14 protein-coding genes are annotated in these 15556 nt (G+C 72.3%); 7 read left to right on the top strand and 7 right to left on the bottom strand.

Annotated elements, in window-relative coordinates; genetic code table 11:
* The first annotated feature begins 66 nt into the window (after positions 1–66).
* Both FZ046_RS07980 and FZ046_RS07975 read left to right on the top strand, forming a co-directional pair.
* The gene (locus FZ046_RS07980; RefSeq protein WP_070355260.1) at positions 67–1281 is read left to right on the top strand and encodes a cell envelope lipid trafficking protein PgfA; all 1215 of its coding nucleotides are present in this window, start codon (positions 67–69) and stop codon (positions 1279–1281) included.
* A 44-nt stretch (positions 1282–1325) separates the two neighbouring features.
* On the top strand, positions 1326–2975 hold the full coding sequence (locus FZ046_RS07975) for an MmpA family trehalose lipid delivery protein (RefSeq protein ID WP_176749633.1): 1650 nt from the start codon (positions 1326–1328) through the stop codon (positions 2973–2975).
* Here the strand turns inward: FZ046_RS07975 and FZ046_RS07970 are convergent.
* Positions 2959–4143 carry a glycosyltransferase family 4 protein gene (locus FZ046_RS07970; protein ID WP_083298477.1) on the bottom strand — a complete coding sequence of 395 codons (1185 nt, stop codon included), beginning with the start codon at positions 4141–4143 and terminating at the stop codon, positions 2959–2961. The two genes, FZ046_RS07975 and FZ046_RS07970, sit on opposite strands and share 17 nt — an antisense overlap.
* Before the next feature lie 49 nt (positions 4144–4192).
* On the opposite strand from FZ046_RS07970, the gene FZ046_RS07965 reads away from it, so the two are divergent.
* The 3 genes from FZ046_RS07965 (at position 4193) to FZ046_RS07955 (ending at position 9176) form a co-directional block, all read left to right on the top strand.
* Positions 4193–4957 (top strand): class I SAM-dependent methyltransferase, encoded by a 765-nt coding sequence (locus tag FZ046_RS07965; protein WP_070355262.1) that lies wholly within the window; start codon positions 4193–4195, stop codon positions 4955–4957.
* Positions 4958–5065: 108 nt separating this feature from the next.
* Positions 5066–6538: an aldehyde dehydrogenase gene (locus FZ046_RS07960; RefSeq protein WP_070355263.1), complete on the top strand. Its 1473-nt coding sequence runs from the start codon at positions 5066–5068 to the stop codon at positions 6536–6538.
* A gap of 1051 nt (positions 6539–7589) precedes the next feature.
* Positions 7590–9176: an acyl-CoA carboxylase subunit beta gene (locus FZ046_RS07955; RefSeq protein ID WP_070355264.1), complete on the top strand. Its 1587-nt coding sequence runs from the start codon at positions 7590–7592 to the stop codon at positions 9174–9176.
* Positions 9177–9179: 3 nt separating this feature from the next.
* Here the strand turns inward: FZ046_RS07955 and FZ046_RS07950 are convergent, their stop codons facing one another.
* Both FZ046_RS07950 and FZ046_RS07945 read right to left on the bottom strand, forming a co-directional pair.
* Entirely contained in the window at positions 9180–9605 is a 426-nt protein-coding gene (locus FZ046_RS07950) for a DUF5313 domain-containing protein (protein WP_070355265.1), read from the bottom strand.
* Between the two features lie 23 nt (positions 9606–9628).
* Positions 9629–10114 carry a MarR family winged helix-turn-helix transcriptional regulator gene (locus FZ046_RS07945; protein ID WP_070355266.1) on the bottom strand — a complete coding sequence of 162 codons (486 nt, stop codon included), beginning with the start codon at positions 10112–10114 and terminating at the stop codon, positions 9629–9631.
* Positions 10115–10234: 120 nt separating this feature from the next.
* Here FZ046_RS07945 and FZ046_RS07940 point away from each other — a divergent pair, with 120 nt between their 5' ends.
* Positions 10235–10687, top strand: a complete 453-nt coding sequence (locus FZ046_RS07940; RefSeq protein WP_070355267.1) for a Rieske (2Fe-2S) protein — start codon at positions 10235–10237, stop codon at positions 10685–10687.
* Here FZ046_RS07940 and FZ046_RS07935 read toward each other — a convergent pair.
* Positions 10680–11582 (bottom strand): LysR family transcriptional regulator, encoded by a 903-nt coding sequence (locus FZ046_RS07935; RefSeq protein WP_070355285.1) that lies wholly within the window; start codon positions 11580–11582, stop codon positions 10680–10682. The genes FZ046_RS07940 and FZ046_RS07935 overlap by 8 nt on opposite strands.
* Before the next feature lie 98 nt (positions 11583–11680).
* On the opposite strand from FZ046_RS07935, the gene FZ046_RS07930 reads away from it, so the two are divergent.
* Positions 11681–12226: a sigma-70 family RNA polymerase sigma factor gene (locus FZ046_RS07930; RefSeq protein ID WP_070355268.1), complete on the top strand. Its 546-nt coding sequence runs from the start codon at positions 11681–11683 to the stop codon at positions 12224–12226.
* Between the two features lie 23 nt (positions 12227–12249).
* On the opposite strand, the gene FZ046_RS07925 is transcribed toward FZ046_RS07930, so the two are convergent.
* The 3 genes from FZ046_RS07925 to FZ046_RS07915 all read right to left on the bottom strand — a co-directional run bounded on the left by FZ046_RS07925 (position 12250) and on the right by FZ046_RS07915 (position 15556).
* Positions 12250–13248: an alpha/beta fold hydrolase gene (locus FZ046_RS07925; RefSeq protein WP_070355286.1), complete on the bottom strand. Its 999-nt coding sequence runs from the start codon at positions 13246–13248 to the stop codon at positions 12250–12252.
* Positions 13249–13324: 76 nt separating this feature from the next.
* Positions 13325–14479 (bottom strand): flavin-containing monooxygenase, encoded by a 1155-nt coding sequence (locus tag FZ046_RS07920; RefSeq protein ID WP_070355269.1) that lies wholly within the window; start codon positions 14477–14479, stop codon positions 13325–13327.
* Complete coding sequence (locus FZ046_RS07915; protein WP_070355270.1) at positions 14480–15556, bottom strand: NAD-dependent epimerase/dehydratase family protein; 1077 nt, start codon at positions 15554–15556, stop codon at positions 14480–14482. It abuts the gene before it with no gap.

Below are 15556 nucleotides of genomic sequence, written 5' to 3'. Positions count from 1 at the left end.
CTGTTAGTGTCGAACGGGTTTGCCCGTCCGTCGAGCGCAGATCGCCCTGGATAGAAGGAGCACGGTTTGAACCGCGCTGTGGCGCTACGTATCGCGGCGTTCGGGCTGATGGGCCTCGGCGCCGCCCTCCTCATCGCCGCCCTGCTGTTGTCGACCTACACCAAGGGCCGGATCTCGAAGATCCCGCTCGACATCGACACGACCCTGGTCAGCGACGGGACCGGAACGGTGCTGGATCCCGCGTCGCTGCTCGGCGAGCGCTTCGTCGTCGACCGGAACGCCCCGGTGGCCATGCAGCAGCAGCTGAGCGTCGAGGCGCCGTCGAACTCCGACGTCGTCACGCTGCAGGTCGGCGACACGCTGCGGCGCACCGACAGGCAGCAGGACAACGGACTGCTGCTGGCGATGGTCGACACCGTGACGGTGGACCGCAAGACCGCCCTGGCGGTGTCGAGCGACACCAACCCCGGCGGCGCCGTGCAGAAGCCGCGCAGCATCGAGGACCAAAACCCGCCGACGAACGTCGCGCTGCCGCACGACGGGCTGGCCTACCGGTTCCCGTTCGACACCGAGAAGAAGACCTACCCGTTCTTCGACCCGATCGCGCAGAAGGCCTACGACGCCAACTACGAGGGCGAAGAGGACGTCAACGGGCTCAACACCTACCGGTTCACCCAGAACGTCGGCTACGACGGCAGCGGTGCCGAGGCCAAGCTCGACGAGCCGGTGAAGTACGCGTCGCTGTACGACAACGACGAGGACAGCCAGGTCACGGCGCGCGCCTCCCTGTGGGGGCTCGAGGGCGATCCCGACGAGCAGATCACCATGGACCGCTTTTACGCCGCGCAGCGCACCTTCTGGGTGGATCCGGTGTCCGGGACCATCGTCAAGGCCAAGGAGCACGGCTACCACTACTACGCCCGCGATGCGCTCAAGCCGGAGGTCACGTTCGCCGACTACACGGTGACGTCCAACGAGGACACCGTCGAGTCGCAGGTCGCGAGCGCCCGCGCCGAGGGTGACACCGTGGGCCTGTGGGGCCGCATCCTGCCGATCACCTTCACGGTGCTGGGCCTGGTGGCGCTGGTCGGCGGCGTGCTGCTCGGCGCGTTCATCCTGCGGGCCGAGGCGGCGCTGATCGATCCGGGTCTCGACGAGGCCGAGCACGGCTTCTTCGGTAGACGACCGGACGACTCCGGGCCGATGCCCGCGGCGGAGGCCAAGACCGAGAAGCTCCCGACGCAGCGGCCGTCCGACCTGCCGCCGGACAGACCGGTCTGATCCCCCGCACCTCCTCCCCCATCGCCGCGGTCGCCCGCCGCTGGGTGGTGCCCGGCTATGCCCTGGCGCTGGCGCTGCTGATCGCCGGGCCACTGCTCGGCCCAGGCTACCTGCTGCTGCGCGACGCGGTGTCGACGCCGCGGTCGTACCTCACCGACGCCGCGCTCGGCCTGAGCGAGGCCGCCCCACGCGCGCTGCCCCAGGATTTCGCGGTCGCGGTGCTGTCCTGGGCCGTCGACGGCGGTGTGGTAGTGAAGACGCTGCTGGTGGCCGGCCTGTGGGCGGCCGGGTGGGGCGGCGCGCGGCTGGCGTCGACGGTGGTGCCCGACGCCGGGATGGCCGGTCGGTTCGTCGCGGCGACGCTGACGGTGTGGAACCCGTACGTCGCCGAGCGCCTGTTGCAGGGCCACTGGAGCCTGCTCGTCGGCTACGGCTGCCTGCCGTGGGTGGCCGCCGCCGTGCTGCGCCTGCGTGCCGGCGACGGGCCGCGGTGGCCGGTGGTGTTCTGGATCGCCGCCGCCGGGCTGACGCCGACGGGTCTGATGCTCGCGGCGACGGTGGCCCTCGTCTGCTGTGCGGCGCCCGGGGCCGGGCGGCCGCGGTGGGCGTGCGTGGCGGTGTCGCTGGCCGCCGCGGTGGCCGGGGCGCTGCCCTGGCTGACGGCGTCGGTGGTCGCCGGCTCGTTGGCGTCCGGCCAGGCGACCGGGGTCACCGCGTTCGCCGCGCGGGCCGAACCGGGACTGGCCACGCTGGGGAGCCTCGCCGGTCTCGGCGGGATCTGGAACGCCGAGGCCGTGCCCGCGTCGCGGACGTCACCGTTCGCCGTCGTCGGCACGGTGGTGCTGCTCGCCGTCGTCGTGCTCGGTGGGCTGGCGCTACGGCGCCGGGGGCAGGCCGTGCCGCTGCTCGTCCTCGCCGTCGCCGCGGTGGTCCTGCCCGCGCTGGCGGCGACCGGACCCGGGCTGGCGGCGTTGGAGGCAACCGTCCGCGCGCTGCCGGGGCTGGGCGTGCTGCGCGACGCCCAGAAGTGGGTGGCGCTCGCGGTGCCCGGCTACGCGGTCGCGGGCGCGGGGGCCGTCATCGCGCTGCGGGGCCGGGTGCCGGCGTCGGCGACGGCTGCGGTCTGCTGCGCGGCGCTGCTCGCGGTGCTGCCCGATCTGGCGTGGGGCGTGGGCGGGAAGGTGACCGCGGTGCGGTACCCGGACGGGTGGGCGCGGGTCGCCGAGCTGGTCGACGCCGAGCCGGGGCCCGTCGCGGTGCTCCCGCCGGACAGCATGCGGCGATTCGCGTGGGCCGGGCCGGCGCCGGTGCTCGACCCGCTGCCGCGCTGGGTGTCCGCGGACGTCCTCGCGACCGGCGACCTGGTGATCGGCGGACGGCTCGTCCCCGGTGAGGGCGCCGGCGCCCGCGAGGCCCAGCGGCTGCTGCTCGACGGGGCGGCGGCGGACCGCCTCGCCGCGGAGGGCGTCGCCTGGGTGGTCGTCGAGGGTCGCGCACCGGAGCTACGCCTGCCGCTGGTCTACCGCGACGACGACCTCGCGCTGTACCGGGTGGGTGGCGACCGCCCGGCGGCACCGCACCGCGGTCTGCTGATCGCTGCGCACGTCGTGTGGCTGGCGACGATCGTCGGGGCCGTCCTGTGCGGCGCCGCGTCGGGGCTGCGGCGTCGCGGCGGGATCAGATTAGGCCGCTGACGCGCCGGCCGTCGACGACGGCACGCAGCACCGTGGTCATCGCGGATGCGCTCTGTGCCCAGGAGAATTCGCCGCTGCGCAGCTGCGCCTTGACGCCCAGCTGCTCGCGGCCGACGGGATCGGCGAGCAGCCGGCCGAGGCGGTCGACGAGGCCGTCGAAGTCGTCGACGAGCACGCCGGTGACGTCGTCGACGATCGAGTCGGTGAGCCCGCCCGACGAGCGGTAGCCGATGGTCGGCACCGCGTGCTGGGCGGCCTCGATGACGGCGAGACCCCAGCCCTCCTTGCGCGACGGCAGCACGTGCACCCAGCAGCGCTGCAGCACGTGGTGCTTGGTCCACTCGTCGACGTGGCCGTGGAACGTCACCGCGTGCGTGATGCCGCGCGCCTCGGCGTGGGCGACCAGCCGGTCGTGCCACCAGCCGCCGCCGAGCACTTCGAGGCGGAGGTCCGGCACCGTCGGCAGCAGCAGCGCGACGGCGTCGAGCACGTCCTCGATCTGCTTGTGCGGCACCAGCCGGGACAGCACCGCGACCGTCGGCGTCGCCGCACGCGCCTCGACGAGGGTGTCCGGCGGCGCCTCGTCGAGTCCGTTGCGGACCACCGCGACGGCGGCGGGATCGACGCCGAGGTCGGTGAGGTCGCGCGCCGACGGCAGCGAGACGGTGACGTACTGGTTGCCGCGGTGTGCATGCGGGGAGAGCCGGGATTCGACGAACCAGCCGATGCGGCTGAGCACCGGACCGGCGACGGGCCACTGCGCGCGGTGGCAGTGATGGACGAGCACCACGGCGCGGCGACCGAACGCGACCCGCGCGAGGAACGGGATGCCGTTCTGGGTGTCCAGCACGACGTCGGGTCGGACGTGGCGCAGCGGGCCGAGGCCGAGCCGGGCGGCCAGCATGGCGAACATCGCCCAGACGTACACGGTGTACGGGCCACCGCTGCGGATGACGTGCACGCCGTCGACCACGTCGCGGCGGGGCGCGCCGCGGTAGCGCGCGGTGCGCAGCGTGACGTCGACCCCGTCGGCGGCCAGTTGGGCACCGATGCGCTGCAGATAGGTTTCGCTGCCGCCGCCCTGGGGGTGACCGGTGTCGCGCCAGCACAGCAGCAGCACCGAGCGGAGCTGCGCACGTGAGGAGCACGAACGTGCAGGGGACGACATCGGGTGCCAGCGTAATCGACCCGGTGAGGCCGCCGCCTACGCTCGACCGGTGCCAGCCACCGATCTCGTCGCCCGGCGTGCGACGTTGGCGCGCTCGGTGCGCCTGCTCGGGCAGTTCCGGTACGAGCAGACCGACCCCGCGCGGTTCTACGGCGCGCTGGCCGCCGACACCGTCACGCTGGTCGCCGACCTGTGGACCGGGGTGCACGGGACGGCACCGGGCCGACGGACGGTGGTCGACGTCGGCGGTGGACCGGGGTACTTCGCCGACGCGTTCTCCCGCGCCGGTCTGCACTACGTGGGCGTCGAGCCGGATCCGCGGGAGATGCACGCGGGGCCGGCCGGTCAGCGCGGCCACGGGACCTTCGTGCGGGCCTCGGGCATGGCGCTGCCGTTCGCCGACGACAGCGTGGACGTCTGCCTGTCGTCGAACGTCGCCGAGCACGTCCGCGACCCGTGGCGGCTGGGCAACGAGATGCTGCGGGTGGTGCGGCCGGGCGGGCTGGTGATCCTGTCGTACACGGTGTGGCTCGGGCCGTTCGGCGGCCACGAGATGGGGCTGACGCACTACCTCGGCGGGGCGCGGGCGGCGAAGCGCTATACCCGCAAGCATGGGCACCGGCCGAAGAACGACTACGGCTCGTCGTTGTTTCCGGTGTCCGCGGCCGACGGGCTGCAGTGGGCGGCGAGCACGGGCGCGGCGGTGGCGGTTTTTCCCCGCTACCACCCACGATGGGCGTGGTGGACGGTACGCGTGCCGGTGCTGCGGGAGTTCGCGGTGAGCAATCTGGTGCTGGTGCTGCAGCCGTCCTGAGCAACCGAACTGCAACAGGTTCTCGTTTCGTCGTTCGGTAGGTAGTGTGACGGGCATGACATCGCCCGGCGCGACGAGCCCGGGCAGGACGGCGCGAGGAGCACACGCATGACGCAGAGCACGGCCTTCCGGACCGAGTGGGACAAGCTGTTCATCGGCGGCACCTGGGTGGAGCCGTCGTCCACCGACGTCATCGAGGTGCACTCGCCGGCGACCGGTGAGCTGGTCGGCAAGGTGCCGCTCGCCGCGCCCGCCGACGTCGACGCCGCCTGCGCGGCCGCACGCACGGCGTTCGACGAGGGGCCGTGGCCGCAGATGACGCCGCACGAGCGGGCCGAGATCCTGGGTCGTGCGGTGTCGCTGATGGAGGAGCGGGCCGAGGAGCTGAAGTTCCTGCTGGCCGCCGAGACGGGTCAGCCGCCGACGATCGTCGACATGATGCAGTACGGCGCGGCCATGTCGGCGTTCCAGTACTACGCCGGTGCGGCCGACAAGTTCACCTGGCGCGACATCCGCGACGGCATCTACGGCCAGACGCTGGTGCTGCGCGAGCCGATCGGCGTCGTCGCGGCCGTCACGGCGTGGAACGTGCCGTTCTTCCTGGCGGCCAACAAGCTGGGCCCGGCGCTGATCGCGGGCTGCACGCTGGTGGTCAAGCCGGCGGCCGAGACGCCGCTGTCGCTGTTCGCGATGGCCGATATCTTCGCCGAGGCCGGCCTGCCCGAGGGCGTGCTGTCCGTGGTGCCGGGCGGGCCGGAGACCGGGCGGGCACTGACGGCCAACCCGGAGATCGACAAGTACACGTTCACCGGGTCGAGCGCCGTGGGCAAGGAGATCGGCAAGATCGCCGCCGAGCGGTTGAAGCCCTGTTCGCTGGAGCTGGGCGGCAAGTCGGCCGCCATCATCCTCGAGGACGCCGACCTCGATTCGACGCTGCCGATGCTGGTGTTCTCCGGCCTGATGAACTGCGGGCAGGCCTGCGTCGGGCAGACCCGCATCCTGGCGCCGCGGTCGCGCTACGAGGAGGTCGTCGAGAAGCTGTCGGCGGCCGTCGCGGCGATGCCGATCGGGCTGCCGGACGATCCGGGCGCCATGATCGGCCCGCTGATCAGTGAGAAGCAGCGCGAGCGCGTCGAGGGCTACATCCGCACCGGCGTCGAGGAGGGCGCGCGGCTGGTGACGGGCGGAGGCCGGCCGGACGGGCTGGACAGCGGCTGGTTCGTGCAGCCGACGGTGTTCGCCGATGTCGACAACTCGATGACCATCGCCCAGGAGGAGATCTTCGGCCCGGTGCTGGCGGTGATTCCGTACGACACCGAGGACGACGCGGTGCGCATCGCCAACGACTCGGTCTACGGGCTGGCCGGCAGCGTGTACACCACCGACAACGCGAAGGCGTTGCAGATCGCGTCGCGGATTCGCACCGGGACCTACGCGGTGAACATGTACGCCTTCGACCCCGGTGCGCCGTTCGGCGGGTACAAGAACTCGGGCATCGGCCGGGAGAACGGCCCCGAGGGCATCGAGCAGTACACCCAGGCCAAGAGCGTGCTGCTGCCCTTCGGGTACACGCCGGAGTAACCGCCCCGCGGGCCGGGGGGCACGGCGCGGGGGCGCGCGGCGCGGTCCAGGGCCGTCGGGGCGCACAGCGCGGGCCGAGTGCTCGGCGCGTCGGCGGTGCCCCGCGGCAATCCGCGTTTCTGAGCTCGGGCCTCGGGCCCGAGCCCGGGGCCGGAAGTCGATTTAGATTGCCCGCCTCTGAGCGACAACTCGCGACAATGGACCCCAGGCTGCGCAGCCTGCGCGCCTGCGGGTCCGCGCGACTGCGGCCGGCGCGGGCCGTGGCGATGGCAGATGCCCACCTCTCAGCGACAACTCGCGACAACGCCACCGGGCCGCCCGGGGCGGCGCGCGCCCGCGCCGGAGAGTCGATCTCGATTGCCCGCCTCTGAGCGACAAGTCGCGACACGCGAGCCGGTTCGCGCCGCCGGCCGTCGAGGTCTGGGCCCGTGTCGCGGGTTGTCGCTGCAAGGTGGGCAATCGCAACGCACACTCCCCGAGGCACCGCGGCACCCAGAGTGCACCCGTGCTGGCGAGACGGCTCGGCGCCCCCGATTGTCGCGAGTCGTCGCTCCAAGGCGGGCAATCGCAACGCACACTCCCGGAGGCACCGCGGGCCCGGGCTGCGCCCCGTGCCGGCGAGACGGCTCGGCGCCCCCAGTTGTCGCGAGTTGTCGCTCCAAGGCGGGCAATCGCAACGCGCACTCCCCGAGGCACCGCGACATCCGGAGTGCACCCCGTGCCGGCGAGACGGCTCGACGCCCCCGATTGTCGCGAGTTGTCGCTCCAAGGCGGGCAATCGCACCGCACACTCCCCGAGGCACCCCGGCAGTCGGACTGCGCCCCGTGCCGGCGAGACGGCCCGACGCCCCCGACTGTCGCGAGTTGTCGCTCCAAGGCGGGCAATCGCAACGCACACTCCCCGAGGCACCCCGGCACTCGGACTGCGCCGTGCCGGCGAGACGGCCGAGCGCCCACGATTGTCGCGACTTGTCGCTGAAAGGCGGGCAATCCGAACGCGCACTCCCGGGCCGCGCGGCCCGCCCGCCGGCACCGCATACAGTGCGAGGCAATGAGCGAGCAGCATGCCGACCAGCCGGACGCCCTTCGCGAGGACCACCGGGAACTGCTGCGCCGCCGCGCGCTCACCGAGGACGCCGCCCGGCCCGACGCCGTCGAGCGCCGGCACGCGAGAGGCGGCCGCACCGCACGGGAGAACCTCGCCGACCTCGTCGACGCCGGTTCCTTCGTCGAGTACGGCCGCTTCGCCATCGCCGCGCAACGGCAGCGGCGCGACGTCGACGACCTCATTGCCCGCACGCCCGCCGACGGACTCATCGCGGGCACGGCCCGCATCAACGGCGACCAGTTCGGCCCCGAACGCAGCGCCTGCGCCGTCCTGTCCTACGACTACACCGTCCTCGCGGGCACTCAGGGCGCCCTCGGCCACCACAAGAAGGACCGGCTCTTCGACCTCATCGAGCGGATGCACCTGCCCACGGTGTTCTTCGCCGAGGGCGGCGGCGGGCGCCCCGGCGACACCGACTACCCCGTCGTCTCCTCGCTCGACGTCCGGGCGTTCGCGCTGTGGGCCAAGCTCTCCGGCCTCGTCCCCCGCATCGCGATCGTGAAGGGCCGGTGCTTCGCCGGCAACGCCGTCATCGCCGGGTGCTCCGACCTGATCGTCGCCACCGAGGACGCCTCGATCGGCATGGGTGGCCCCGCGATGATCGCCGGTGGCGGCCTCGGCGACGTCCATCCCGACGAGGTGGGCCCCATCGCGGTGCAGTCCCCGAACGGCGTCGTCGACGTGGTCACCGCCGACGAAGCGCACGCCGTCGCCGTCACCAAGACGCTCCTCGGCTACTTCCAGGGCGCCACCGCACCGGGCGACGCACCCGACCAGACCGCCCTGCGCACCGCCGTCCCGGAACGCGCCCGTCGCGCCTACCGGGTCACCCCGATCGTCGAAACCCTCTGTGACGCTGGCTCGGTCACGTTCCTGCGGGAGAAGTTCGCACCCGAGATGGTCACCGCGCTGGGCCGCATCGGCGGGCGACCGGTGGGCGTCATCGCCAACAACACGCTCGTCATGGCCGGCGCCATCACCGCGCGCGCCGCGGACAAGGCCGCACGCTTCCTGCAGCTGTGCGAGTCGTTCGGGCTGCCGGTGATCTCGCTGATCGACTGCCCGGGCTACATGGTCGGCCCGGCCGCTGAAGCCGAGGGCCTGGTCCGCCGTGGCTCGCGCCTGCTGCTGGCCGGAGCGGCGTTGACGGTGCCCCTCATCGCCGTCGTGCTGCGCCGCGGCTACGGCCTGGGCGCGCAGGCGATGGCCGGCGGCAGCCTTCGCGAACCCCTGCTCACCGTGGCCTGGCCCGGCGCGCACCTCGGCCCGATGGGGCTCGAAGGCGCCGTCCGGCTGGGCCTGCGCAAGGAAATCGAGGCCATCGACGACGAGACCGCCCGCGAGGACTTCGTCCGGCAGGCCACCGCGGCGGCTCAGGACAACGCGAAGGCGCTCAACGCCGCCATGCTGTTCGAGATCGACGACGTCATCGACCCCGCCGAGACCCGCGGTCGCATCCTCGACACCCTCATCGCCGCGGGCACCCCGCAGCGGGACACCAGACCGCGGCGCTTCGTCGACAGCTGGTGACCGCTAGAACGGACTGCTGTTCTGCTGCCACTTGGCCTCGTCGGGCCGGGGACCGAAGCGGCGGGCGTAGTCCTCGTGGATGTGGGCGTCGCGCTTGCGCTTGATGACGTCGACCAGGTTCGGGTCGAGCCCGTGCTGAGCCAGCCGGTGCCGGCGCCACACCTTGTTGAGCGCCAGCGCCATGAGGATCGCCCAGATGTAGATCGGCGCCGTCATCTCGAGGTGCACGTAGAACGACGCCGGGATCAGCCACAGCGGCCCCAGCACGAGCAGCGGCGGGATCGCCATCCGGATCATGTGCCTGCGCACCGAACCCTGTCCGGCCAGATCCTCGGCCACCCAGCGGTGCATCGACGACGGCAGCCGGCGACCGTACGAATACGTCACGTACTGCCAGAGATTCGGCTTGTCGGCCGGTTGGGCGGCCATGCTGGCTCCTTGGGGTCGGGGGGTCACGAGTCGAGGGCGCCGGCGGCCAGCGCCGCGGCGTTGATGCGGGTGAGGACGCGACGCAGGTCGTCGAGTTCGGCGAGGTCGACGCCGAGCCGCCGCACCACCGTGGGTGGGATCTCCAGCGCCCGGTCGCGCAGGTCGGCGCCGGACGGCGTCAGCTCGACGCGGATGGTGCGCTCGTCGGTCGCGCTCCGGCCGCGGGTAACGAATCCGAGGGACTCCAGACGCTTGAGCATCGGCGACAGTGTCGCCGAGTCCAGCTGTAGTGCCGCGGCGATCTGCTTGACCGACAACGGTTGTCCCGCATCGGTCTTCGCGTGATCCCAGAGCGCCAGCATCACCAGGTACTGCGGGTGGGTCAGCCCCAGCGGCTCCAGCAGCGGCCGGTACACCGACAACACCGCGCGATTCGTCACCGCCAGCGCGAAGCAGACCTGCTGCTCGAGCGCCAGCGGGTCGACGTCCGTCGTGGTGGTTGCGGCCATGCTTCGATCGTACGCGAATGATTAGTGCCCTATCCATGTCGGGATTGTCACTACGGTGCCCCCTTGGCCACCGCGGGCACGCGCCGGTTTCGCGCCGGTCGGCACGGGTATCGCGGGTGCATGACCGGACTCCGCAACAGCCCCCACGAGCGCGGCGTCGACACGCCCAGCCTGATTCCCCCCGTCCTGCACGATCATCCCGTCCGTGCGCAGGGCCGCCGCCTGGTGGCCGTCGACGACCTCGACGAGCGTCGCGTCACCGAGGTCGACACCGGCGAGCACGGCGTGCTGGCCGTCGGCCTGACCCCGGACGGCACGCCGTTCGCGGTGAGCAACCTGTGCCGCCATCAGTTCGCCAAACTGGGTCGTGGCCGCGTCACCGAGGACGGTTGCCTCCAATGCCCCTGGCACCGTGCCGATTACGACGTCCACAGCGGCGCGATGACGAACGGACCCAAGGGGCGCATCTTCGGCTTCAAGCCGTACTCGTCGACGTTCAAGGCCGTCGGCAACGTCCTCAAACTGCGCCGCTACGACGTCGAGGTCCGCGACGGCGCCATCTGGCTCACCTGACGCCGCCGGCAGCCCCCGCCGCGGCGCACAGCATGTCCGCCAGCCGCGCGGCCGCCGGGCTGATGTGATCGGCCAGCGGTCGCGCCAGGTGGATCCGCCACCGGAGCGGTTCGGCCAGTGAGATGCCGACCAGGTCACCGAACCGCGCGACCTCGCTGACCGGCATGAACGACGTCCCGAGTCCGTTGCGAACCAGCGCCGCGGACACGGTGTAGTCGGCCGGCACCTCGTACGGCGTGCGTGGCGTGATGCCCGCGGCACCGAAGGCGTCGTCCACCAAGCGTCGGATGCCGAAGCCGACCGGAAAGCCGACCAGGTTCTCCTCGGCGAGATCCTCGACGCGCACGTGCGGCCGGCCGGCCAGGGGATGGTCGGCGCGGCACGCGAACACCATCTCCTCCTCGACGAGCACCTGCGTGTCGATGCCGGCCGGGATGCGGTGCGGTGCGGACACCAATGCAAGATCCAGCGACCCGTCGGCGATCGACGTCATGTAGGCAGAGGAGCCGACCTGGCTGAGCTGCAACCGGATGCGCACGTACGGATGGGCGGCATGGAAGTCGCCGAGCACCTTGGCGACGTCGAGCGTGCCGAAGGTGACCAGCGAGCCGAATTCCACCGTGCCCGTGAGGTGGCCGCGGTAGTCGGTGAGCGAGTCCTTCGCCAGCCGGGCGGCCTTCAGCAGCTGCCGCGCGTGCTCGCGCAGGTGCTCGCCGGCCGGGGTGAGCCGGATTCGTTGCCGTGAGCGGTCGAACAGCTGCACTGCCAGCTCGTCCTCGAGCTTCTTGATCGACGTCGATAGCGCCGATTGCACGACGTGCACCCGCGCGGCGGCGCGCGTGAAGCTCATCTCGTCGGCCACGGCCATGAAGTACTCCAGCTGGCGCAGCTCCATGCGGACGAAGCTATCAGCGGTCGGTGCTCCGGTCATCTCGGCACTCGATGGTAACCATCGAAAACGATCGTTGGACGCGATGACTCCATGACGGTGTCATGGTCATCGTGAGTCCCACTGCCCCGTCGCCGATGACCGCCGCCGAGTTCGCCGCCGGCGTCGCGCCGCTGCTGCCGGAGCTGCGCCGCGCAGCGCGACGGTACGCCACCACTCCGCACGATGCGGACGACCTGCTGCAGGAGACGCTCACCCGGGCGTGGGCCGGGCGCGGGACGTTCGACGGCGGTGCCCATCTGCGCGCCTGGCTGTTCCGCATCCTGGTCAACACGTGGATCAGCGGGCACCGGCGCGTCGAGCGGCGGCCCCGCGAGGCGCTCACCGAGACGTTCGACGACGTGGCCGCCGCGGTCCTGCCGACACAGCCGTCGGCCGAGTTCCAGGCGATGCGCCGCCTGCCCGACGAGCGCCTCCGCGCCGCACTGGCCTCGCTGCCCGAGACGTTGCGGACGGCGATGTACTACGCGGCGATCGAGGAGCTGCCGTACCGGGACATCGCCGATCTCGAGGGCATCCCCGTCGGCACGGTCATGTCGCGCGTGCACCGCGCCCGGCTCCGGCTGCGCGCCGCCCTCGCCGTCGCCTGAACGGTCACCCGAGCCGTCGTGCACTAGAGGCGGGTGGCGTCGACGACGGCGTCGGCGAACTGCCGGGGCGCCTCCTGCGGGACGTCGTGACCGATGCCGTCGAGCACGCGGTGGGCGTACCGGCCGGTGAACTGCCCCCGGTACGCCGCGCCGTCCTTGGTCGGGCCGTCGAAGTCGCTGCCGATGGTGATGGTCGGCACCCCGATCGTGGGCCGGGCCGCGAGCCGACGTTCGAGGTCGTCGTACTGCGGCTCGCCCGGTGCGAGATTCAGTCGCCAGCGGTAGTTGTGGACGACGACGTCGACGTGGTCCGGATTGTCGAACGCGGCGGCGCTGCGCGCGTAGGTGGCGTCGTCGAAGGTCCACTTCGGTGAGGCGTTGCGCCAGATGAGCCGGTTGAAGTCGCGGGTGTTCTGCCGGTAGCCGCGCTCGCCGCGGTCGGTGGCGAAGTAGTACTGGTACCACCAGCCGAGTTCGGCCTGCGGGGGCAGCGGCGCCTGGTTGGCGACCCGGTCCACGACGAGGTAGCCGCTGACCGACACCAGCGCACGGACACGGTGCGGCCACAGCGCCGCGACGACGTCGGCCGACCGTGCGCCCCAGTCGAATCCGGCGAGCACTGCGTCGGGGGTGTCGAGGGCGTCCAGCAGGGCGACGACGTCACTCGCGACCGCGGCCTGCTGCCCGTTGCGCACGGTGGTCGACGAGGTGAACCGCGTCGCGCCGAAGCCGCGCAGGTACGGCACGATCACCCGGAAGCCGCGCTCGGCGAGCAGCGGCGCCACGTCGACGTAGGCGTGGATGTCGTAGGGCCACCCGTGCAGCAGGAGCACCGGCGTGCCGTCGGCCGGCCCGTCCTCGGCGTACCCGACGTCCAGCACGCCCGCGCCGACCTGTCGGTAGTTCCGGAATGCCGTGTGTCCGCCGGTGCCAGCGAAAGAAGATCTCGCACAGGCGGATCCGGCGGCCATGGCGGCGGCGGCCAGCCCGAGTGCCGTGCCGAAGCCTCGCCTGCTGAACACCCCGCCGGAGAGATTCGCGTCCATGCCCGGTGCAACGCCGGGTGCGCGGCGGCGATTCACGCCACGGCTGCTGGCGCTAGGCGGCGGCGCCCAAGAACCGTGCGACGTCGCGTGCAATCGGCGTGGCCTGCCGCCGGAAGGACTTGAGCGGTCCGATCAGCGGCTCGTCGTATCCGGCGAACCACAGTCCCGGCGCCGCACCGGGCAGCCCGTCGACCTCGGGATGACCATCGGGGTCCAGCACGCCGAGGTGGCCCACCATGGGCTCGAGGCCGGTGCGGTAACCCGTCGCGGCGATCACGACGTCGGGCGTCACCGAACGGCCGTCGGCGAGGACGACGCGCTGGGCGTCGAACGATTCGACGGCGCCCACCACCTCGATGGCGCCGTCGCGGATGCGCGGCACCAGCTCGTCGGCCAACGTCGGCACCTTGCGGTCCTCGCGCAGCGCGGTGTACATGCCCTGCTCGGGCGCGGGCAGCCCGGCGGCGGTCGAGTCGCGGAACCACACCCGTCGCAACAGCGCTCCGGCATGGTCGAGGACGGGGACGGGCAGGCCGTCGAACAGCGGGCTGAACGCGTCGACGGGGATTCCGGCGGCCGAACGGGGCACCAGGTGGGGCGGGGTGCGCACCGACATCCGGACCCGGCCGGCCACGGCATCCGCCCCCGTGCCGGCGCTGAGCTGCAGCACGATGTCCACCGCGGAGTTGCCGGAGCCGACGACCAGCACGTCGCGGCCGCGCCACGGCCACGGGCTGCGGTAGTCCGCGGAGTGCAGCACGTCGCCGGTGAAGCCGTCCATCCCGGGCCACGGTGGGATGGCCGGGGTGTGGTAGTTGCCGGTGGCGACGACGACGGCCGCGGCGAACCGGGTCTCGCCGTCGGTGGTCACCTGCCAACGCTCGCCGTCCGGATCGATCCGTATCACGTTCTCGCCGAACGCGATCCGCAACCCTTGGCGCCGGACGTAGTCATCGAAGTACGACACCATGTCGTCGCGGCGCGGCCACCGACCGTATCGGCGCGGGATGGTCTGCCCGGGGAGGTGCGACCAGTAGCCGCAGGTGTTCAACCGGAAGCCCTCGTAGATCCGTCGCCATGACGAGGCTGGCGCATCCGCGCGGTCGACGACGAGCGCGTCGATACCCTGGTCGTGCCGGAGCTGCCGCGCGATCGCGAGGCCGCACGGTCCCGCACCGACGACGAGGACCCGTTCGCCGTCGGCCATCTACGGCAACGGCCGGGTGGTCATCAGCCCCTTGGTCAGGTCGCGGCGCAGCTGCTCGAGCATCGACCGGCGGCGCAGCGGCGGGCTGTCGGTGTGCGCCTGCTCGGCGACGCCCTTCAACACGTCGGCAAGGGCCTCGGTGGCACTCCAGCGAGGCTGCCAGGCCAATTCGTCGCGGGCGCGCGTGCAATCGAGCAGCGGGACGCTGAACGCCAGGTCGAGCCAGCCACGGTCGATGGGCTGGGCGCGCAGCGCGTAGCTGACGTCGACGAGCCGGCCGAGCAGACCCGACGGCACGTGAACGGGCTTGGCGTGCAGCACCTTCGCCACGTCCTCGCGGCTCATCGGCGGCTCAGCGGCGAGGTTGAACGGTCCCGGTGTCCGGCGCTCGATCGCGCGGGCGAAGGCGTCGGCGACGTCGTCGGCGTGGATCAGCGGGATGCGCAGCTTGCGGTCGATCGGCAGGACCGGCAGCAGCGGGACGATCCCCATGGGGACGTAACCCGGGAGCGCGTAGCGCATGAGACCGCTGGCGGCGGCGCGCTGCACGATGAAGCCGGGCCGCATGCGGGTGATCGGCACGCCCTCGTCGCCGTACTCGCGCTCATAGGAGTCGAGCACCTCCTCGGCGGCCGACTTGTCGCGGCTGTAGGCCGAGGACGGGATGCCCGTCGTCGGCCAGGACTCGTCCACCCGCTGGCCGTAGCGTCCGCCGGCGTAGGTGCCGACCGACGACATGTGCAGCAGCTGGCCCACTTTCGCGGCGTGCGCGGCCTTCAGCACGGCCGAGGTACCGCCGACGCCGAGACGCGTGAGGTACTCGGTGTTGCGGGTGGGTTGGAAGCCCCACGCGAGGTGGACGACGGCGTCGGCGCCGTCGAAGACGTCGCGCAGTTCGCTCGCCGCCGAGGGCTCGGCGAGGTCCAGGCCGTGCCAGGTGACGCCGGCGTAGTCCCCGACGGGCTTGGGGGGCCGCCGGACCACGCCGACCAGGTCGGGGGCGGGATCCATCTGGCGCAGTCGGCGCAGGACGGCCGTGCCCACGTTGCCGGACGCTCCGGTGATGACGATGCGCAT

Origin of the sequence: Mycolicibacterium grossiae (assembly GCF_008329645.1) — a bacterium.
GTDB lineage: Bacteria > Actinomycetota > Actinomycetes > Mycobacteriales > Mycobacteriaceae > Mycobacterium > Mycobacterium grossiae.
Note: the sequence above shows the minus strand (reverse complement) of the source record. Positions and strands in the feature narration are given on the sequence as shown.